Origin of the sequence: Emticicia sp. W12TSBA100-4, from assembly GCF_040253585.1 — a bacterium.
GTDB lineage: Bacteria > Bacteroidota > Bacteroidia > Cytophagales > Spirosomataceae > Emticicia.
The window spans coordinates 376262-398956 of the sequence record NZ_JBELAU010000002.1 but is presented as its reverse complement, the minus strand read 5'-3'; the positions used below and the strand labels follow the sequence as shown (position 1 = coordinate 398956).

Below are 22695 nucleotides of genomic sequence, written 5' to 3'. Positions count from 1 at the left end.
AAACTAATTTTCTATTTCAATATTATATTTATCCAAAAGCCCTCGGACGTTATTGAGCGAGAACCTTGCTTTTTTTACTCGATTCAATTCGGGATCAATTGAAAAATTTTGTGAGGTACGTAAATCGGCTTTTTCTAAGATTGTTCGCTCAAAAACTGCCGAAACAAATTCACAATTATCAAAAATTGCACTCGAAAGGTCGGTTTCAGTAAAATCTGCTTCTTTCAGATTACAGTTTTTAAACTTCGTTCCTTTCATTTTTAGTTGATAAAAACCAGCTAAATGCAAAAAGCAATCATCGAAACTTACCGAAAACAAAAACGGATTACATTCACCAAAATTTACACCCAACAACTTACAATTCTTGAACTTCACATGTTTGAAGGAAGTATTGCTAACTTTTACGTTGCTTAGGTTGCAGTCTTCAAACTCACACTCCACAAAATCGAAGTTCGAGAGATGTAAATTCGAGAAATCACAGTTCGTAAACACACAGCCTTCGTACTCGCCTTTTCGGAGAGGTTCTTGGGTGAAATTTATTCCACTAAATTCTTCTTCTTCTATGATTGGTTTTATCATTGCTTACAGTGAATAAATTCACTGTCTAAGGGAACAACGGAAATTCTTTCGTTTTGATGACCTAAAGTTATCAAGTCTTTATAAAATATTCTATTGTTCTCTTAGACTCCCATTTTAATGGGTAGATAGTTAATTAAATCTTATTTCAAAATATCTTGTATTTGCTTACCTGTTAATTTTTCACGGTAGCTGCGTGCCAAGTTAAACTCACTTTCAAAGAGTTTTACGAGCATTTCACGGCGTTCGTTGAGGCGTTTGAGTTCGGCTTCTGGTAGTTTGAGTGCATCAACGATTTTCCATTTTTCTACTCTTTGTTCATCAATTTCGAGTTTGAGTTTGGTTATTTCATTTTCCCATTCTTGGGCTTTGTTGATTTTATCTTTTTGTAAACGAAGATTATCAGTCCAAATTCCCGAATCAGTTTTTAGTACGGTCAGATTGCTCAAAAGCAATTTTCCAGCAAACAAAAACAAGAAAAATACAAAGAAAAACAAGGCAAATGAGCGAAGAAGACTCTGATTGTGCGAAGCGTCGCCCGCAAGCGATTGCACAAACACAAAAACCGAAGCGGCCAGCGGCATTCCGACTTCTTCGAGGAGCTGTTGCCATGAAATAGAAGATTCTTTTTCGTGGAAAAGCGATTTCGGATTGAATAAATTGAACATTCCTGCCAAGAAAATTCCGAGTGCAATCACATAATGATTTTCAGGAAAATTGGTCAGAATGGATTCATCAATCAGATAATAGTTACCGACACACATTGCCAACGAAAGCACAATACCAATGACCGTACGTGGTAGCTGATGGTCAGTACGTTCACGATTTTCGAGTATCCGTGTTTTTTCGGTCAGTTCATTGATGCGAGTTTCTTTTTGCTCAATGAGCAGATTTATCTCACCGATTTTTTCGGAATGATACTCCACTGTTTTTTCGAGTTCAGCGGTTTGGTGAGCAAAGTAATTGCGAATTGCTCCAATTTTCTCTTCTGCTTTTGCTTCTGAAAGTCCAAAAATTACACCTTCATCACGCAGTGCATCTTCATTTTCAAGCCAAAACGGTATGATGTCCATTTCGGGTGAAAACGGCTGTACTTCAGATGTGGGAACTGCAATTACTTCTTGGGAAATTGGTATTTGTGGGGCATTCAAAACAATGGCATCTTCTTGGGGCGAAGAGTCCGTAGGTTTTGAACTAAAAAGGTTTTTTACTCGGTCAAAAAAAGACATGGGCTTATAGGCTCGTTTTAAGCACTCATGCTCACGGGCGGATTGGGGAAAGTCTGATGAGTCGTGATTTTTTCGTACTCAATAATAGCAGTTATTATTTCACGAAAATATTTTTCACGTTCAAAATTTCCGCCAAAACCAGCGTCTATCATTATAGCAGCTTTTTCGTAAGCAATTGTGTATTCTCGGTGATTGCGTATTTTCATGGTGATTGCGGTTAGTAAATATGAATACATATAAGCAACCACAATGCCATATTAACTCGAAATTGGGGAAAATATTTTGATTTTGAAAAAATAAAAGTGAAGAAGGGATTTTTCGATGGTTGAAGGGCAGGTTTTAGGGCTTAGGTTGATAGGCTTTAGGCTTTAGGTTTTGAATAAATTCATAATCAAGAAGAAGTTTATTAATTTTACAAAATTTTTAGCTTCCTAACTCCTAATACCTAAATCCTAATTATGCCTAAATCAATGATTTCAATAATAGTAGCTACCGCCGAAAATGGCGTAATCGGAAAAGATAATCAATTACTTTGGAAGCTCTCGGCTGATTTGAAGCAGTTCAGAGTACTTACTACTGGGCATTCGGTCATTATGGGGCGTAAGACTTTTGAGTCAATCGGCCGACCATTACCCAATCGTAACAATATTGTTATTTCTCGCCAAAAAGATTTGATCTTACCCGAAGGAGTTCTAAAAGTAAACTCGCTCGAACAGGCCATCGAAACCGCTAAAGATTACGCAGGAAATGAAGAAATATTCATAATCGGTGGTGGAAATGTATATGAGCAAGCCTTAAAAATTACTGATAAAGTTTACCTTACACAAGTAAAAACCAGCATCGAAGGCGATGCGTTTTTTCCTGCGTTAGATACCAACGAATGGAAAGAAATTGCCAGAGTTTCGCACCCAAAAGACGAAAAAAATGAATACGATTTCGATTTTGTTGAGTTGGTGAGGAGGTAGCACAATTTTCTAAATTGTGCCATTACACAGAACACAATTTAGAAAATTGTGCTACATTCACTCCATTAAATAAAAAACCACTATCTTCTTTGTTCTGCTGCTGGCGTTTATCTATATTCGTTGTTTGGGTTTTGTCCTAAATATTATTTTTATTACAAACACTACTTTTTGGAGTCCTAAATTTGATTTACAGGCTAATCCTGCTCATTTTTGTGGTTTGGTTTAATTCTAAGTTTGAGAAATGACACAGATAAGATTGGTTTCACCCAAATTCCCGAGTGGGAGGGCTTCCTATTTTGTTAATATGAAAGTATCTACACTACAACCTTTTCAGATGGTCTATTCGTTATTCGAACACGAATATCTGGGTTTTTTGTTTGAAGCCTTTGTGGTGCAACTCAACAGTAAAGGCGAACTGACGCTGCAAAATCAGAGTGTTTCGTCGAAAAATATTTCTGAATTTTCAGAGCGAATTGATGTCGATGATTTTACGCTCGTCAAACTCACCGAAGCCATTCAACAAGATGCCGTTGTCAAGAAATTTAGCCCAAAAAAACTTGCTCCACTTGATTTTTTTCTGAAAACATTCGACTCCGAAAAAGGTGATAAACTGCTTCAAGAAACGATTCATGGTTACATGGAAAAACACCGAGCCGAAATCTTAGAGAAATTGCTGAAAAAGCCACTTTATATCATGAGTAACGATGGTGATCCTACTTGGAAAGTCATCAAAAACATACAAGAAGGAGCGAAAGCCTACTTTAATTTTATCCGAAACGAAGAAAATACGCATTACTTTCCGAGCATCAAATGCGGTGGCGAACGAGTACATTTTCAGTTTAAAAATGCCCGAATTTTGTGTGAAGAACCAGCTTGGCTACTTATTGACGATAAATTATATCATTTCGAGAAGCAAGTTGATGGCAAGAAATTAAAGCCTTTTCTGAATAAAAATCATATCATTATTCCTCGAAATATTGAGGAAACTTATTACCAGAAATTCATCGCTCCGCTGGTGGCTCAGTTCGATGTTTTTGCACAAGGATTTGAGATTAGATTTGAAAAACACGAATCGAAGCCAGTTTTATCAATTTCGGAGGTCTTGGCCGCAAAAAAAGTAGCCGTAGCGTTATTTGATAATAACGATGAGGAAGAAGAAAATGATGAAGAAAACAAAATAGTTTTCGATTTATCGTTTCAATACGGCAATTATACTTTTCGTTTTGATAATTTCTCGGCTGAGGCTTATGTAAGTGTTGAGCGGGCGGGAGATAGTTGGGTTTTTCATAAAGTAAAACGAGATTTGAAGTATGAAAAAGCACAAGTAAACTTGCTAAAAGATTTGGGTTTAGATGTACGTCAAGGCCGTAGTTTAGTACCAAAAAGACCCGCTTTTTCGTGGTTGCAAAGTAATGCGAAGGTGCTCGAAGAAAATAGTTTTGAGGTAAGGCAGGCTGATAATAGTCAAAATCAGAAGCAATATTTCTTGGGATACTCGTCGATTGAGGTGCATATTGAAGAAAAAAATGATTGGTTTGATATAAAAGCAAAAGTGCGTTTCGGTGAATTTGAAATTCCATTTTTGAAACTTCGGAATTTGATTTTGGCCAATAAACGAGAGTTTACGCTACCAAATGGGCAAATTGCGGTTATTCCTGAAGAATGGTTTACGAGATATTCAGAATTATTTAGTTATGTCGATAACCTCGACGAGAGCGATTTAACGATTCTGAAAAAACATCATTTGGTTTTAGTACAAGATTTAACCGATGAAGGCTTGGCGTTTTCGGTCATTACTCGAAAGCTCGAAAGACTGCGAAATTTTGATAAAATTGGTCAGTACGAGCTTCCAAAAGGCTTAAACGCTAATCTTAGACCTTACCAAAAAGCTGGCTACGATTGGATGCGATTCTTGGCCGAATACAAACTGGGTGGTTGTTTAGCTGATGATATGGGTTTGGGTAAAACCATTCAAACACTGGCGTTTTTACAATCACAGAAAGAAGCTGGGCTGGCTGAACACCCCAATCTTTTGGTGATGCCTACTTCATTGATTTATAATTGGTTAAAAGAAATCGAGAAATTTACACCCAATCTTCGAGCGTTTATTTATACAGGCACTAATCGAGAGAAAAATACCGAACAGTTTGATAATTATGATTTGATTCTGACTTCCTACGGAATTCTCAGAATTGATATTGATGTTATCAAAGATTACCGATTTAATTATGTGATTTTGGATGAATCGCAGTCAATCAAAAATCCAAGTTCGCATATTTCAAAGGCGGTTATGCAACTTAATTCAGCCAATCGATTGATTCTGACGGGTACTCCACTCGAAAACAGTACAATGGATTTATGGACACAAATGACGTTTATTAATCCAGGGCTTTTGGGTACACAAAGTTATTTCAAAAACGAATACCAGATTCCGATTGAAAAACATCAAGATGAAAAGCAAAACAAGCGTTTGTATAGCTTGATTAAGCCTTTTATGTTGCGACGCCACAAGTCGCAGGTAGCAACCGAACTTCCGCCGAAAGTTGAAAGTATTCATTATTGCGATATGACCGAAGAGCAAGAAAAATGCTACGAAGAAGCCAAATCTTATTATAGAAATATCATTTTGGAGCAAATCGAAGAGAAAGGTTTCGGTAAATCTCAGATGGCGGTGCTACAAGGTTTGACCAAATTACGCCAGTTGGCAAATCATCCACAAATGATTGATGAAGGATACGAAGGCGATTCTGGAAAAAATGAAGAGGTTTTGCAAAAACTCGAAACCATCATCGAGGAAGGTCATAAAGTGTTGGTTTTTAGTCAGTTTGTGAAGCATTTGGATATTTACCGAGATTATCTGGAGAAGAATAATATTCGTTATTGCTACCTTGACGGCTCGACCAATAATCGCCAAGAGCAAGTAGATATTTTTCAGAATGACAATTCGATAAAGATTTTCTTGATTTCGTTGAAAGCAGGAGGTTTGGGTTTAAATCTGACAGCGGCCGAATACGTTTTCTTGCTCGACCCGTGGTGGAATCCTGCGATTGAAGCACAAGCCATTGACAGAGCCCACCGAATTGGGCAGCAAAATACGGTGTTTACCTACAAATTTATTACCCGAAATTCGGTTGAAGAAAAGATTCTGACCTTGCAACGAAATAAACGTAAGCTTTTTGATAACCTAATTACGACCGAAGAAAATTTCGTAAAATCGCTTTCGAAGGATGATATTTTGAGCTTGTTGGAGTAGATTTTTCACCGCAAAATCCCCAAATCCCAACCGACTTTGAAGAGTTTCTGAGGTGGTTGGGTTTTTATGTATTTTGGCATCTGAAAACCCACTTGTAGCCGCAATGCAGATTTCTTCTTTTGATTGTTTTCTTCTTTTACTGTTTCTTCAACGCCTTTCAGAGATAATCTTAGTCCAAACCCCAAAAAGGTTGTCATTTCTTCTTTCAGTTCTTGGTCGTTTTTTTCGTTTTCTTTGGCATTTACGGCTTCGTATTTTACTTTTTCAGCTAAAAGTAGTTTTGTTTTTTGGGCATAAGTATTCGTACTGAATAGGGCAAGCAAAAGCAATAAAAATACTTTTTTCATAATTTTAGTATTGGATTTAGATAAAACGAATCATGTTACGATTAGTTTTGGTTTGTTTAGAAAATTGTGGTTAGCTATTTATTAGCAAATCTACTCAGCTATTGGATATAAACAAAAAAGGTCAGGCAAAACCTGACCAGAGAAATCTTAAAAATCGCTAAAAAAACTATCGAATTGCAACACTATGTGTGTAATCTTTATGAATCTCGAAACTTTTATTCCAAATTTCGTCCTCACTTTTGAGCTTAAACAGGTATGAGCCTACTGATAAAGTTGAAATATCGTATTTTGAAATAAAATTCCCCCAATCATATCTTCCCAATTCTCTTTCATAAATTAAATGCGAGTTGCCATCATACAGAGAAACCGTCATTTTAATACCTTCCTTTTTCCAGTAGCGTAGTTCAATTTTTTGCCCCTTTTCAATCGGACGAATATTGGCTAAAAATAATTTTGATGGAGTGGCAAGTGGTGTAAAATTGGGTTTTTCTGGAATTTCGCTTTCGGATGATTCTACGATAGTGGCAAGAAATTGGGCTTGAGTTTTTAGATGTACGAAACAACCAATTACTGCCAAAAGTACAAATTTTCTGAGTGTGTTTGTTGAGTTTTTCATGTGCGTAAGTGTTAGATTGTTGATAAAGAAAAAACTATAACTATTTAATAGACAAGGGTTTATCCTTAGTTTCTTTCAAAAAAAACTAACACAATTTTGAATAATTTTTCAAACACTTCAAATAGCAATCCACGAATAGTACAAGTACTCGGTTGGAAAATTCAACGAATATTGAAATAATACCGTAAGTTCATCTTAAAGTTTTATGAGATTTTGGCTTGTTTTTCAATAAAAAAGGCTTGGAATGTCTTTTCAAGCCTTGGATAAACAAAAAAGGTCAAGCAAAATGCTCGACCTTTTTTGTGTTTTATATAAAGAGAATTACTCATTCTCCATTCTTAATTCTCAATTAGAATTAAACATACTCTCTGCGTTGTTTTGCTGCCTCTTGTTGTCTTTTCTTTTCGGCTGCTGCTTCGATTTCTGCTTTGCTACCCACTTGAATATTTTGATATTTACGATTACCCGTTCCAGCAGGAATCAAGTGACCAACGATAACGTTCTCTTTCAAGCCTTCGAGTGTATCACGCTTACCTCTTACGGCAGCTTCTGATAACACTTTAGTGGTCTCTTGGAACGATGCCGCTGACATGAATGATTCCGTACCCAATGATGCCGTAGTGATACCTTGTAATGTCGGACGAGCAACGGCTGGCATTGCATCACGAACCACAAGTTGTGCTAAGTCAGCACGTTTCAAGCGGCTATTTTCGTCACGCATTTCACGGGCAGTAATAATTTGGCCTGGCTTATACTTATCAGAAGCACCAGCGTCCATTACTACTTTTTTGTCAAGAATCTTATCGTTTCCTGCACGTACAACCCACTTGTCAACCATTTGGTTATCTAAGAAGAGTGTATCACCAGAGTCAATAACCTCTACTTTTTGCATCATTTGGCGAACAATCGTTTCGATGTGCTTATCAGAGATTTTTACCCCTTGTTGACGATATACGGCTTGTACTTCGTTTACTAAGTATTCTTGTACGGCGGTTGGCCCTTTGATACGAAGAATATCGGCTGGTGTGATAGCTCCATCAGAAAGTGGGTCACCTGCCAAAACGAAGTCTCCGTCTTGTACTAAGAATAATTTCGACAAAGGCACCATGTATTTCATCTTGATACCATCTTTTGCTTCCACAAAAATCTCACGATTACCACGTTTGATAGCACCGTATTGTACGATACCGTCAATCTCTGATACAACCGCAGGATTTGAAGGGTTACGAGCCTCAAACAACTCCGTGATACGAGGTAAACCACCCGTAATATCTCGGTTCATGTTGATAGCACGTGGAATCTTAGCTAAGATTTGTCCCGCTTTGATAATTTTGCCATCTTCTACCGTCAAACGAGCCAATACAGGCAAGTTGTAGGCTTTTTCTTCTTCACCATTGCTTGTTCTTACGATGATTGAAGGGTTCTTAGTACGGTCTTTCGATTCGATGATAACTTTATCACGGAAACCAGTTTGCTCATCGGCTTCTTCTTTATAAGTTATATTCTCTTCGATAGCATCGTATTCTACCACACCATCAATATCAGCAAGGATTACGGCGTTAAATTGATCCCAATGACAAAGAACATCGTTTTTAGCAACTTGCTGTCCGTCTTTTACTTCCAAAGTAGCACCGTAAGGTACGTTATTTACGATAAGTACGTTGTTTGTACCTGTTTCGATGATACGAATTTCTCCACGACGACCCAACACAGTTGTAATTTCGTTACCTTCACGGTCAGTTGACTGTACGGTACGCATTTCTTCGAGTTGGATTGTTCCAGCAAATTTCGCTTTGATGTTTGCTTCCGAAGCAACGTTTTGGGCAGTACCCCCTGTGTGGAACGTACGGAGTGTAAGCTGAGTACCTGGCTCACCGATTGATTGTGAGGCAATTACACCAACTGCTTCGCCACCTTCCGACATACGGCCAGTAGCCAAGTTACGTCCATAACATTTCGCACAAACACCCGTTTGCGTTTCGCAAGTCAATACTGAGCGAATTTCAACTGTTTCTATAGCTGTTTCGTCGATTTCAGCAGCAATTTCTTCTGTGATTTCTTCGCCAGCTTTTACAATAAGTTTCTTCGTCAATGGGTCGATTACGTCATAAACTGATGTACGGCCCAAGATACGCTCAGAAAGTGGCTCAACAATATCTTCGTTGTCTTTCAAAGCTGAAACTTGAATACCACGTAAAGTTCCGCAGTCGATTTCGTTTACTACTACGTCTTGTGCAACATCGTGCAAACGACGAGTTAAGTAACCAGCATCGGCAGTTTTTAGGGCTGTATCGGCCAAACCTTTACGAGCACCGTGTGTTGAGATAAAGTATTCGAGTACGTCGAGACCTTCTTTAAAGTTAGACAAGATTGGGTTTTCGATGATTTCTCCAACCGAGCCTTGAATATTCTTTTGTGGTTTTGCCATCAAACCTCTCATACCACCGAGCTGACGCACTTGTTCTTGCGAACCACGAGCTCCCGAGTGCATCATCATATAAATTGGGTTGAAACCAGCTTGGTCTTCTTCCAATTGTTTCAATAGAATCACACGCATCGAACTATTTACACGTCCCCAAATATCAATGATTTGGTTATAACGCTCACGCTCAGTAATGATACCGAACATATAGTTGTTTTGTACTTCTTCTACTTCTTTTTTCGCATCTTCAACGAGTTTTGCCTTTTCTTCTGGGATAATGATGTTATCCAAACCGATAGACAAACCTCCACGGAAGGCTGTTTGATAACCTAATTGCTTGATGTCATCTAAGAATTGTGCTGTACGAGCATAACCAGCTTCTTTGAATACACGACCGATAAGCTGTTGTAGCTTTTTCTTAGTCAATAATTCGTCGAGGTAACCTACTTCTTCAGGTACACACTGGTTAAACAAAATACGTCCAGCAACGGTATCAACGATTTTCCAAACTAAATTGCCGTTTTCGTCTTTTACCTTCACACGACACTTGATGTGAGCGTGTTTTGAAACCGCACCTTCGTTCATCGCAATGATTACTTCTTCTGGCGAGTAGAAAGTAAGACCTTCACCTGGCTCTTTGTGAGTAGGAGTTGATTTACGTCCTTTCGTTACGAAGTAAAGACCCAATACCATGTCCTGAGAAGGTACAGTGATTGGAGCTCCGTTGGCAGGGTTCAAGATATTATGAGCAGCCAACATCAAGATTGAAGCCTCCATGATTGCTTCCTGACCAAGCGGCACGTGAACGGCCATCTGGTCACCGTCAAAGTCAGCGTTGAAGGCTGTACAAACGAGTGGGTGCAATTGGATAGCTTTTCCTTCCACCAATTTAGGTTGGAAAGCCTGAATACCAAGTCTGTGGAGAGTAGGGGCACGGTTCAAAAGAACTGGGTGTCCTTTCAATACGTTTTCCAAAATATCCCAAACTACGGCGTCTTTTCTGTCAACGATTTTCTTAGCAGATTTTACGGTCTTAACAATTCCACGCTCAATTAATTTTCTGATAATGAACGGTTTGAAAAGTTCGGCCGCCATATCTTTTGGAAGTCCGCACTCGTGTAGTTTCAATTCTGGACCTACAACGATTACCGAACGACCAGAGTAGTCAACACGCTTTCCAAGTAAGTTCTGACGGAAACGTCCTTGCTTTCCTTTCAACATATCAGAAAGTGATTTCAAGGCACGGTTACCTTCCGAACGAACAGCGTTTACTTTACGAGAGTTGTCGAACAATGAGTCAACAGCCTCTTGTAACATACGTTTTTCGTTACGTAAGATTACTTCTGGAGCTTTGATTTCCAACAAACGTTTCAAACGGTTGTTACGGATAATCACACGACGGTAAAGGTCATTTAAGTCAGAAGTTGCGAAACGACCACCATCCAATGGCACTAACGGACGCAATTCTGGTGGAATAACTGGCACCATACGGATAACCATCCACTCAGGTTTATTTTCGATACGAGTGTTTGCATCACGTAAAGCTTCTACGATTTTCAAACGTTTCAAGGCATCTGCCTTACGTTGTTGTGAAGTATCGGTAGCCGCAGCATGACGAAGGTCGTATGATAATTGGTCTAAATCAAGGCGAGAAAGCATCATTTCTAAAGCTTCAGCACCCATTTTGGCGATAAATTTATTTGGGTCTTTATCGTCGAGCATTTGGTTATCACGTGGCAATTTGTCCATGATGTCCAAATATTCTTCTTCAGTCAAGAAGTCGTTTTTAGAAACGCCATCTTCACCTTTGATACCTGGTTGGATAACAACGTATCTTTCGTAGTAAATAATTTGGTCGAGTTTCTTCGACGACATACCTACTAAGTAACCAATTTTGTTTGGTAAACTACGGAAGTACCAAATGTGAGCCACAGGCACAACGAGTTCGATGTGTCCCATACGTTCACGACGTACTTTCTTTTCGGTAACTTCTACACCACAACGGTCGCAGATGATACCTTTGTAGCGAATACGTTTGTATTTACCACAGTGACATTCCCAGTCTTTTACTGGCCCAAAGATACGCTCGCAAAACAAACCGCCCATTTCGGGTTTGTAAGTACGATAGTTGATTGTCTCAGGTTGAGTAACCTCGCCAAAAGAGCTTTCTAAGATTGACTCTGGTGAAGCCAAACTGATAGTGATGCTCTGGAAGTCACTATTGAGTTTTTTATTTTTCTTTAAAGACATTTTCAAGTATGATTGATGTGAAAATGATAAGCTCATTTTGAGGTGTGTAATTCCGTAGAAAAACACACCTTTATATTTTCAGACTACTGCAAAGTAATCTCTAATGCTAAGCCTCGTAATTCGTGAACCAATACGTTGAATGATTCTGGGATATTTGGTTTTGGCAAATTCTCTCCTTTTACGATTGCTTCGTATGCTTTGGCACGACCCAATACATCATCAGATTTTACAGTCAAGATTTCTTGTAAGATATGCGATGCACCGAATGCTTCCAATGCCCAAACTTCCATCTCTCCGAAACGCTGACCACCAAATTGTGCTTTACCACCCAATGGTTGTTGCGTAATGAGTGAGTATGGTCCGATTGAACGGGCGTGCATTTTATCATCAACTAAGTGACCGAGCTTCATCATATACATGATACCTACGGTTACTTTTTGGTCGAATGGCTCACCAGTCAAACCGTTGTAGAGTTGCGAACGTCCGTAAGGTGGTAAACCTGCTTCTGCCAATTCGGCTGATACTTCTTCTTCAGTAGCACCATCAAAGATTGGTGTAGCATATTTACGTCCTAATTTTCTACCCGCAAGACCTAATACAACTTCGTATAGCTGACCGATGTTCATACGAGAAGGTACACCAAGTGGGTTCAACACGATGTCCATTGGCTGACCTTCTGCCGTAAATGGCATGTCTTCATCACGAACAATACGAGCAACAACCCCTTTATTTCCGTGACGACCCGCCATCTTGTCACCCACTTTCAACTTACGTTTCTTAGCGATGTAAACTTTAGCCAATTTCACGATACCTGCTGGTAATTCATCACCAACTTCCAATACAAAACGCTCACGTTTGAATCGACCGATTACTTCGCTACGGCGAGCCAAGTAGTTCTTACAAAGTGTTACGATTAGTTTATTGAAAGCTGGGTCTTCTGTCCAACCATCTAAGATAACATCTCCCAATAAGTTTACTTCTTCAGGAACATTATATTGGCTTTCGTCAACATAATTGTTTTTGTCTGGGAATAAATTATTAGTGATGTTTCCACGGTTGAACTTCATGCCTTTAGAGATAAGCTCATCTCCAAATTTATGTTTCACACCTACAGTTGTTTTGCCATCAAGCAATTCAACCATTTTATCAATCATTAAACCACGGAGTTCGATTAATTGGCGTCCGTGTTTCTTCATCAATGCTTTTAGTTCGTCTTTGTGTTTCGAACGCTCTTCTTTACTTGGGCGAGAGAAAAGTTTTGTGTCGATGATCACACCGTCCATTGATGGTGGTGCTTTTTTCGAAGCATCTTTCACGTCACCTGCTTTATCGCCGAAGATAGCACGGAGGAGTTTTTCTTCTGGAGTTGGGTCTGATTCTCCTTTTGGAGTAATCTTACCGATTAGAATATCTCCTTCACGTACACGTGTACCAGTGCGAACGATACCGTTTTCGTCGAGGTTCTTCACTGTTTCTTCCGAAACGTTTGGAATCTCAGCAGTTAATTCTTCTTCTCCACGTTTTGTGTCACGTACTTCGAGTTCGTATTCTTCGATGTGAATTGATGTGAAAATATCTTCACGAACAACTCTCTCAGAGATTACAATCGCATCCTCAAAGTTATATCCTTGCCAAGGCATGAAGGCAACCAAGAGGTTACGTCCGAGAGCAAGTTCTCCGCCTTGAGTAGCATATCCTTCTACAAGAATTTGACCTTTTTTCACTTCTTGACCTTTCAATACAATCGGACGAATGTTGATACAAGTATCTTGGTTCGTACGACGGTGCTTGATAAGTTCATAAGAAGTTACGTTAGTATCGAAGCTCACCAATGATTGTTCTGTTGTCCAGTTATAACGAACCTTGATAACATTTGCATCAACGTATTCGATAACACCATCTTCTTCAGCAACAACTAAAGTACGTGAGTCACGAGCCAAACGGCCTTCAAGACCTGTACCTACGATTGGAGCTTCTGGACGCAACAATGGCACTGCTTGACGTTGCATGTTTGAGCCCATCAAGGCACGGTTGGCATCATCATGCTCAATGAATGGAATCATTGAAGCGGCCACTGATACAATCTGATTTGAGGCAATATCCATGTAGTCGATTGAATCTGGAGTCTTCATTGGGAAGTCACCTTCATAACGACATTTCAATGTATCAACCAAGAAGTTTCCGTCGGCATCAACATCGGCAGTTGCCATCGCAATATTTTTTCCGTCTTCTTCTTCGGCAGTTAAATAAACTAATTCTTTGGTTAATTTACCGTTTTCAATCTTAACATAAGGGGTTTCGATGAAGCCCATGCTGTTAATTTTGGCATACGTACAAAGCGACGAAATCAAACCGATGTTTGGACCCTCTGGAGTTTCGATAGTACACAAACGACCGTAGTGCGTATAGTGAACGTCACGAACCTCGAAACCTGCACGCTCACGGCTCAATCCACCTGGCCCGAGTGCCGACATACGACGCTTGTGCGTGATTTCGGCCAAAGGGTTGGTTTGGTCCATGAACTGTGATAGCTGGTTGGTACCAAAGAATGAGTTGATTACTGAAGAAAGCGTACGAGCATTAATCAAATCAACAGGTTTGAAGTCTTCGTTATCACGAACGTTCATACGTTCTTTAATTGTACGAGCCATACGAGCCAAACCTACACCAAATTGTGCGTAAAGTTGCTCTCCTACGGTACGAACACGACGATTCGATAAGTGGTCAATATCATCGACAACTGCTTTTGAGTTGATAAGCTGGATAAGGAACTTAACGATTTCGACAATATCTTGGGTTGTCAATACACCAGTTTCGAGTGGTGTAGTCAAACTCAATTTTGTGTTTACACGGTAGCGACCTACTTCTCCTAAATCATAACGTTTGTCAGAGAAGAACAATCCTTGGATAATCTCACGAGCGGTTGCTTCGTCAGGTGCTTCGGTGTTACGTAACTGACGGTAGATTTGCTCAACGGCTTCTTTTTCAGAGTTTGAGCTATCACGTTGTAACGTATTATAAATGATGTTAAATTCTGATACGTTGGCATCTTCACGGTGCAAAATGATTGATTTTTGCTCAGTGTTTAAGATAGTGTCAATGTCATCATCAGAGATAATAGAGTCACGCTCTAAGATTACCTCGTTACGGTCGATTGAAACAACCTCACCAGTATCTTCATCTACGAAGTCTTCTGTCCATGTACGTAATACACGTGCAGCAAGACGACGACCGATTGATTTTTTCAAGGCTTCACGAGTGCCAGGGATTTCTTCTGACAAACCGAAAAGGTTGAGGATGTCTTTATCAGAACCAAAACCGATTGCACGAAGCAATGTTGTAACTGGGAATTTTTTCTTACGGTCGATGTATGCATACATTACGTTGTTTACGTCAGTCGAGAATTCAATCCACGAACCTTTCATCGGGATTACACGAGCTGAATAAAGTTTCGTTCCATTTGTGTGCTTGCTCATTGAGAAGAACACACCTGGCGAACGGTGTAATTGTGATACGATAACACGCTCAGCTCCGTTGATAACGAATGAGCCACGACCATTCATGTATGGAATGTTACCCAAGAATACTTCTTGCTCGATTGTCTCGAAGTCTTCGTTGTCGGTATCATTACAAATCAAACGCAATTTTGCTTTTAAAGGCACAGCGTAAGTAAGACCACGGTCAATACACTCATCAACTGAGTATTTTGGTGGGTCGATGGTGTAATCGACGAATTCCAACACGTAGTTTTCACGTGAGTCGGCGATCGGGAAGTTTTCGGCAAATACATTGAAAAGCCCTTCCATTTTGCGATTTTCGGCTGGAGTCTCAATCTGGAAAAAATCTTGGAAAGATTTTACCTGAATATCCAAGAAGTCTGGGTATTCGATGAGCGGCTTTACCGTTGCGAAACTTTTTCTACCGGTTTCTGTCAGATTCAAGGTTTGAAAAGTTTTAAGTGATAAATTTTTTTCAGGGGCTGTTAGCTTTTGGCTATTAGTTATTAGCTTTTTAAAATTAAAGAAAGCTAATCGCTAAGGGCTAATTGCTAAAAGCAAAAATATATCGTAGTGAAGCGAATGATTATCCCTGTGCGACTATCCTACGAAAACAGCCGTGTATCGGACAAAAATTCTACTAATGAAAAGCGTATTTTTCTGGGGTAATCTTAAATAGGGTGCGAAATTACGGAATGATAACGAAAAAAACAAAGTTTTATTAGTTTTTTTCGTTTATAATCAATATTTTTTTATGAATTGTGGAATTAAATTAAGAGCTTATCGGCTTTTTAAAATTTTAGGGGTAAATTTAAAAACTAATACCGGTTAATCATCGAATCTCGTTTTTGTAGAAAGTATCCTTGATTTTATTATTAATACCATATAAAGTAGTATGGTATTTGCTTGTATTAGATTTACTTACGAACCTTATATATTTCACAATGTTTAATTCATGAGCGAAGCTCTACAATATTTAGCTTTTGTATCAATCATAGCTATTGCTTTGGTATTGGTTTTTTCATTAATGAAAAACTCATACACTAAGTATCGTCATATTTATATTAATAACGTAGAAGACTTATCAAAGCATTATTATCGTTATGTACTCTATTTTTGGGGCGTTGGTATATTTGTGCCGTTTAGTGAGCTTTATATTGAGCTGTTTTCAGTCAGAAAAGAAAGCGAACTATTTTATAATATCATAGTTGGGTTGTTTTGTCTGGGAATTGCATTTTTCAGCAGGTACTTCGCCTTCATTCGTAAGAACCTACATCGTCTTTTTTCAACCTTTTTTGTGGTTTATAACTCTTTAGTTCTCTACAAAATTGCTTCGAATGGACAAATGGATTTTCTGACATTGGCTGAGTTTACGCTTGTCAATATGATTTCCTATTATGTTTTTTATACATTCAAGTATTTTTATACATACCTTCTTGCGATTGTGGCCGCTTTAGTAGGGTTGGTCATGCTTGAGATTATTTCTACCAAAGATTTTATCATTTACTTTAATAGCTCATTTATTGCTTTTATTATCAATTATGTAATTCACTACATTGATTTGAGTATTAAAGAAAATCTATTTTTCGCATATAATTTTGTCAATCGAGGTAATCTGCTCATTATTGGTGTAAATCAGGAGGGGATCATAACTTTTGTAAGCAAAAACGTAGAAGAGATTTTAGGGTATAATACTGATGAATGGATTGGTCAAAGCTGGGAATCGGAGATCCAAGAAAAATTGGGATTCGAGAAAAATGATAGTAGTAAAATTAAACAAATAAAGATAAATGAAGGTGGCCATAAGTTTCTTGATTGGCATGAGGAGGTTTTTAACAATGATTTGATTTTGAAAGTTGGTCGAGATATAACCGACATAAAAAAAACTGAAACGCAGCTCACAACTACCAATAATCGTCTAAATAGCTTATTAGCAAATATCGGAGACTTAGTTTTTGTTCTGAACTTAGACTTTGTTTTTACGGAGTATTATCAAAACGAAAATAATGAAGAGTTACTCATTCCCCCCTCACTGTTTCTTGGAAAAAATATTAATGAAATCGATTTTCCAGATGATGCCCTCAAGGCTATCAAAACGGCGATTGATAAGACCATTTCTACTCACAAAAAATCGAATGTTGAATATAGTTTACAGTCGGAGCTTGGTCGCCAGTGGTTTAGTGTAGTTATTTCGCCACTTGATGATGATGATGGTAATCTGACTGAAATTATTTGCATCGCCCGAAATATTACTGAAAACAAAAAGGCCGAACTCGAACTCAAACGTACGAAGGAAGTACTCGAACAGACCAATCGTGTGGCCAGAGTAGGGGGTTGGGAGTATAATCTCGCTGAACAAAAAGTATATTCTTCTAAAATAACTAAAGAGATTTTTGAGGTTTCTGACGAAAGAGAGTCAGATTTTAGTCAAGTACTTAATTATTTTGATGAAAATGATTCAAAAAATTTACTTCTGAATGCCATTAATAGATGCATAAAAGAAGGAGTTGCTTATGACCTTGAGATAGCAATCATAACAGCACTCGGAAAAAAACGTTGGGTAAGAGCCAAAGGTGCAGCCGAATTTGTTGACGGCGTTTGTCGAAGGGTTTATGGGATTGTGCAAGACATTGACCAACAAGTTAAAGCCAAAACTGCCCTCAAACAAAGCGAAGAGAAATTTAGATACATCAGTGAGAATATCTCGGATGTTGTGATTGTCTTTGAGAATGACAAGGTTTCATACTTATCATCGGCTCACGAACGCCAATTTGGTTATACTACTGAAGAAGCAATTTCTATTTCGGAACGTAACATTTATGAGTTCTTCCACCCCGAAGACCACGAGTTTCTCAGAAAACTGTATCGGAATGCGATTAAAACCCAAACACCAAAACTTACTTATCATGTGCGGTTTTTGCATAAAAAAGGGCATTATGTTTGGCGTGAAGATTCTGTGACGCTCATCTATGATTCAACGGGTTATTTGGTTATGCGTTTGATTACGGCAAGAGATATCAGTGAACGTAAAAATCAAGAAATCGCCAATCAACTCCGACAAGAGCGGGTGCTACTTCAAAATGATATTCTGATACGTTTATCTAAGACTCATCTCGACGAGGGTGATTTTTGGAAAGAAGGATTGCACACAATAACCGAAGCAGCGGCTGAAGGCACTGATGTTGAGCGAGTAAGTGTTTGGCTTTTCCAAGAAAATCAGATTTCTTGTGTTGATTTATTCACACAAGAAACTCAAAAGCATTCAACTGCCGAAACAATACAAGAAGCTGATTTTCCGAATTATTTTCACGGAATAAGAAATGAAGTAGCTATTGTGGCCGATGATGCCCACACACATAAATATACACAGGAGTTTTCGGAAGTTTACTTAAAATCAACCAATATCAAGTCGATGCTCGATTTGCCAATTTATCTTGGTGGCGAGTTGATCGGTGTGATTTGTTGGGAAAAAACACATGAGATCAAGTATTGGTCTGATGATGATATAACTTTTGCTCGTTCGATAGCCGACATTGTTTCGCTGGGAATTGAGGCCGATAAACGCCTAAAAGCCGAGAAAGAACTCAAACGCACCAAAGAGATTCTGGAGCAAACGAGCCTTGTGGCTAAAGTAGGAGGTTGGGAAATTGATGTATTAAATCAAACGGTATTTTTCTCAGATATAAATAAAGCAACCCTCGAAGCTCCGCCAGAATTTGTTTTAGACCTCGAAAGTGCCTTAACATTTTTTAAAGAAGGAGAAGACCGAGAAAGAGTATTTGAGTCTTTCACCCAATGTTTTAAGAAAGGAATACCTTTCGATATAGAAGTTCAAATCATTACGTTTAAAGGAAATGAGCGTTGGGTGAGAGCTTTAGGGCAAGCCGAGTATAGCAATGGCAGGTGTAAGCGGCTTTATGGAACTTTTCAAGATATTGATGAACAAGTAAAACTCGTTCAGATAATTAAAGACAAAGAATTACAGTACAGAACCCTTATCTCCAATATTTCGAGCGTAACATTTAGGTGTTTGAATGATGCCACTTGGACAATGATTTTTGTCAGCGATGCTATCGAACAACTGACGGGCTACCCTGCCGAAGATTTTATCTTGAATAATAAGCGTAGCTATGCCGACATTATTCACCCCGAAGATAAAGATTACGTCAATGCAAACTCAGGCGAAACTAACCGAGAATATACGATAGAGTATAGAATAATTAACAAAAATAATGAGACGCTCTGGGTAAACGAAAAAGGAAGATGGTATTTTGATGAAGTCGAAAAACGAGTCATGCTTGATGGTATCATCTCGAACATTACGGAACGAAAACATGCCGAAATCGCCCTTGTTCAGAGTTATGAAGAACTGAAAAATACCCAAACCCAGCTATTGGCGATTCAGGTAGAACAAGAAAAATTTGTCAACTTGGTGAAGTATTCGGGTGCATTCATCGCAATGTCGGATATGCGAGGAAATCTGATATTTTTGAATGAAAAAGCCAAGCAAATTTCAGGCTTTGGTGATAACTTTGAAGGACTAACTACCAAAGACTGTCATTCAGAGCAAGGTGGGCTTTTACTTGATACTACAATTGTGCCGCAGGTTTTGGAAAATGGAATGTGGCAAGGCGAGCATGATTTGATTAACTTTAAAACTAAAGAAGTCAGATATACCGATGCGACGACATTCTTAGTGCGAGACCCTCTCACTAAAAAAGCAATAGCCTTTGCTACAATTCAGATTGATATTACCGAGAGAAAGAAAGCAGAAGCTCAATTGCTCGAAAAGCAACAAGAATTACTTTACAAAAGCGAGATGTTGGCAGCTGTCGCCAAAACTACCGAAAAACTTTTGGTGAGTAAAAACATAGAAGAAACACTCTCCGAAACTTTTAAGCTCGTAGGAGAATCAATTGGAACTGATAGGGTTTACTACTTTGAAAACGATTTTAAAACTAACAAGATTAGCCATAAAGTAGAATGGGTACGTACTGGTATTAGCTCGCAGCTCAATAATCCTGATACCCATAATTTATCTTTCGATGATATTTGTTTTTACACCGAACCACTGCTCCAAAATAAGATTTTTCAAAAGAAACTAAGCGAACTGCAAAACCCCGTAATCATAGAAAGATGGAGAAAGCAAGCTATTTTATCGGTACTATTGCTTCCTGTTTTTATAAAAGATAAATTTTATGGTTTTATTGGTTTCGATGATTGTACGCATGAGCAGATTTGGTCAGAAGATAAAATCAATATTTTGCTGTCGTTGGCAACTAATATTGCTAATGCCATCGAACGTATCAATAACGAGATAATCATTAGTGAAAGCGAGAGTAATTTCCGCCAACTCAACGAAACCCTCGAAGACGTTTTCTTGCTCTTTGATGTTGTCAATCGTCGGTACATTTATGTGAGTCCTTCTTGCAAAAAAGTTTTAGGCCCCGACCAAACCTATTTCTATGAACAAAATACATTCGTAAGAGATTTTCTTTTTGAAGAAGACCAAAACATTAATAAAATCATTGACGAACAAATCAAAACTCACAATTCGTCAGAAGTAGAGTATAGAATAAAAACTAAAGATGGTGGTGAAAAGTGGATTTATCAGAAATCATTCGGAATCAGAAACGAAGCTGGCGAGTTGGTCAGAATATCAGGTATTTGCTCAGACATTACCGAACGAAAAATAATTCAGAGTGAAGTAAAACAGCTTTCTTTAGTTGCTGAGAAAATCACCAATGGCGTGCTAATTGCCGACATTGAAGGGCGAGTTCTGTGGGCTAATCAAAGTTACCTCGAAATGATGGAAGTTGAACTCTCTGTATTGATTGGCCAACGCCCGAGAGATTTATTTAACCCACGTAATGAGGGTATTCATAACGAAATGGACATCATCAATGGCTATAATTTCAATATTGAATTAGAGGTAGAAACGTTTAAGAAAAACAAAAAATGGATTGAAATTCTAAACACTGCAATAAAAGATGATGGTGGCAATTTTATCCAACAAATCGAAGTTGTGATTGACATTTCGGAGCGTAAAAAGGCCGAAAATTTATTGAAAGAAAGCGAAGAACGTTTCCGTTTCATTGCTGAAAATACTTCTGATGGTATTTTTGTGATAGAAAATACTCGTATTATCTATACATCGCCATCTTTCCAAAAAATGTTTGGATTTACTTTTGAAGAAAGTGTCAAACAGAGCGAAGGAAATTTGCTTGAATATGTACATCCTGATGATAGGGAAAGTATCAGAAATACCATTGAAAATACCATCAGTCAAAAAGTTGAGACATTCGATTTACAATACCGAACGCTTCATAAAAACGGTTATTATATTTGGCGGGAAGATACTGTCACGGTTGTTTATCAAAACGACAAAGTATTCCGATATATCAGTGTTGTTCGAGACATAACCGAGCGAAAAAAAGTCGAAGAACGTCTCCGAGAAAGCGAACACAAGCTAAGTAGTATCTTGAACTCTTTAGATGAGGTCGTGTGGGCTGTAAGTATGCCAGATTACAGGCTTATACTTGTAAGTAAATCGTTTGAGAAAGTTTATGGTAAAACTTCAAGAGAATGGAAACGAAACTTTAATCTTTGGAAAGATGCTATTGTTCCAGAGGATAGAGCAATTGGCGAGAAAATGGAAAACGAGATACTTTCTTTGGGAACGGCTTATGGAATTTATCGTATTTTTGATGCACACGGAAACATCAAATGGCTCGAAAATGCTGCTAAAGTAGTCAGAAACGATAACGATGAACCATTTATGATTATGGGTATCACGACTGACATTACTGAAAAGAAGATAGCAGAAGAAGCCCTCCGACAAGCCCAAGAATTAGCCGAAGAAGCTAATCGAGCAAAGGTTGAGTTAGAATTACGTGCTTTACAGATGCAAATGAATCCGCACTTTGTGTTCAATGCTCTCAACTCGATTCAGAGTTATGTTATGAACCAAGATACACTTACGGCAAACCTGTATTTATCGAAGTTCTCTCGACTCATTCGTTTATTCCTTGATTCTTCACGCAGTAAATTTATCCCACTGGCTGAAGAGATTAAATTATTGACGCTTTATATTGAGTTAGAAAAAATCAGATTTGAAGGAAAATTTGAGTTTGAAATCACAGTTGATTCTATGGTGAATAAATATGTCGAAATTCCGACCATGATTCTGCAACCATTTATTGAGAATGCCATCAATCATGGACTCCGATATAAGCACAAAAAAGGGGTTTTAAGTATTAGATTCTACAAGGAAGTAGGTTATTTAATCTGTAAAATAGAAGATGATGGTGTAGGCCGACGAAATGCTGAAAAGATTCAAGGTAAATCAAGTAAAGGGTATAAATCGCAAGGTTTGAAAATTACTACTGAACGCCTCACGACTTATAATAAAATCAACGATGCCAGCATTGTATTTTCAATCAAAGACCGAATCGAAAACCCAGCCAGTCCAAACGATGAAGTAGGAACATTAATCGAAATTCGATTCCCTGAAAATTAAACAAAAGCTGGGTTAAGGAGT

Annotated in this window: 10 protein-coding genes; 3 read left to right on the top strand and 7 right to left on the bottom strand. The window is 38.3% G+C overall.

What is annotated here, in order from left to right; all coding sequences use genetic code 11:
- Positions 1–3: 3 nt before the first annotated feature.
- The 3 genes from ABR854_RS03910 to ABR854_RS03900 all read right to left on the bottom strand — a co-directional run bounded on the left by ABR854_RS03910 (position 4) and on the right by ABR854_RS03900 (position 2011).
- Positions 4–579 carry a pentapeptide repeat-containing protein gene (locus ABR854_RS03910; protein WP_350264043.1) on the bottom strand — a complete coding sequence of 192 codons (576 nt, stop codon included), beginning with the start codon at positions 577–579 and terminating at the stop codon, positions 4–6.
- 140 nt (positions 580–719) lie between these two features.
- Positions 720–1805 (bottom strand): hypothetical protein, encoded by a 1086-nt coding sequence (locus ABR854_RS03905; protein ID WP_350264042.1) that lies wholly within the window; start codon positions 1803–1805, stop codon positions 720–722.
- A gap of 17 nt (positions 1806–1822) precedes the next feature.
- Positions 1823–2011: a hypothetical protein gene (locus tag ABR854_RS03900; protein ID WP_350264041.1), complete on the bottom strand. Its 189-nt coding sequence runs from the start codon at positions 2009–2011 to the stop codon at positions 1823–1825.
- Positions 2012–2275: 264 nt separating this feature from the next.
- Here ABR854_RS03900 and ABR854_RS03895 point away from each other — a divergent pair, with 264 nt between their 5' ends.
- Both ABR854_RS03895 and ABR854_RS03890 read left to right on the top strand, forming a co-directional pair.
- On the top strand, positions 2276–2770 hold the full coding sequence (locus ABR854_RS03895) for a dihydrofolate reductase (RefSeq protein ID WP_350264040.1): 495 nt from the start codon (positions 2276–2278) through the stop codon (positions 2768–2770).
- Between the two features lie 304 nt (positions 2771–3074).
- Positions 3075–6023 carry a DEAD/DEAH box helicase gene (locus ABR854_RS03890; RefSeq protein ID WP_350264086.1) on the top strand — a complete coding sequence of 983 codons (2949 nt, stop codon included), beginning with the start codon at positions 3075–3077 and terminating at the stop codon, positions 6021–6023.
- A gap of 5 nt (positions 6024–6028) precedes the next feature.
- Here the strand turns inward: ABR854_RS03890 and ABR854_RS03885 are convergent, their stop codons facing one another.
- The 4 genes from ABR854_RS03885 to rpoB form a co-directional block, all read right to left on the bottom strand.
- The gene (locus tag ABR854_RS03885) at positions 6029–6370 is read right to left on the bottom strand and encodes a hypothetical protein (protein WP_350264039.1); all 342 of its coding nucleotides are present in this window, start codon (positions 6368–6370) and stop codon (positions 6029–6031) included.
- 166 nt (positions 6371–6536) lie between these two features.
- Complete coding sequence (locus ABR854_RS03880; protein WP_350264038.1) at positions 6537–6986, bottom strand: hypothetical protein; 450 nt, start codon at positions 6984–6986, stop codon at positions 6537–6539.
- Between the two features lie 355 nt (positions 6987–7341).
- Positions 7342–11658, bottom strand: a complete 4317-nt coding sequence (gene rpoC / locus ABR854_RS03875; protein WP_350264037.1) for a DNA-directed RNA polymerase subunit beta' — start codon at positions 11656–11658, stop codon at positions 7342–7344.
- Positions 11659–11741: 83 nt separating this feature from the next.
- Positions 11742–15599 (bottom strand): DNA-directed RNA polymerase subunit beta, encoded by a 3858-nt coding sequence (gene rpoB, locus ABR854_RS03870; protein WP_350264035.1) that lies wholly within the window; start codon positions 15597–15599, stop codon positions 11742–11744.
- A 511-nt stretch (positions 15600–16110) separates the two neighbouring features.
- On the opposite strand from rpoB, the gene ABR854_RS03865 reads away from it, so the two are divergent.
- A complete protein-coding gene (locus tag ABR854_RS03865) occupies positions 16111–22674 on the top strand; it encodes a PAS domain S-box protein (RefSeq protein WP_350264034.1) in 6564 nt (2187 codons plus the stop codon).
- The last annotated feature ends 21 nt before the right edge of the window (positions 22675–22695 follow it).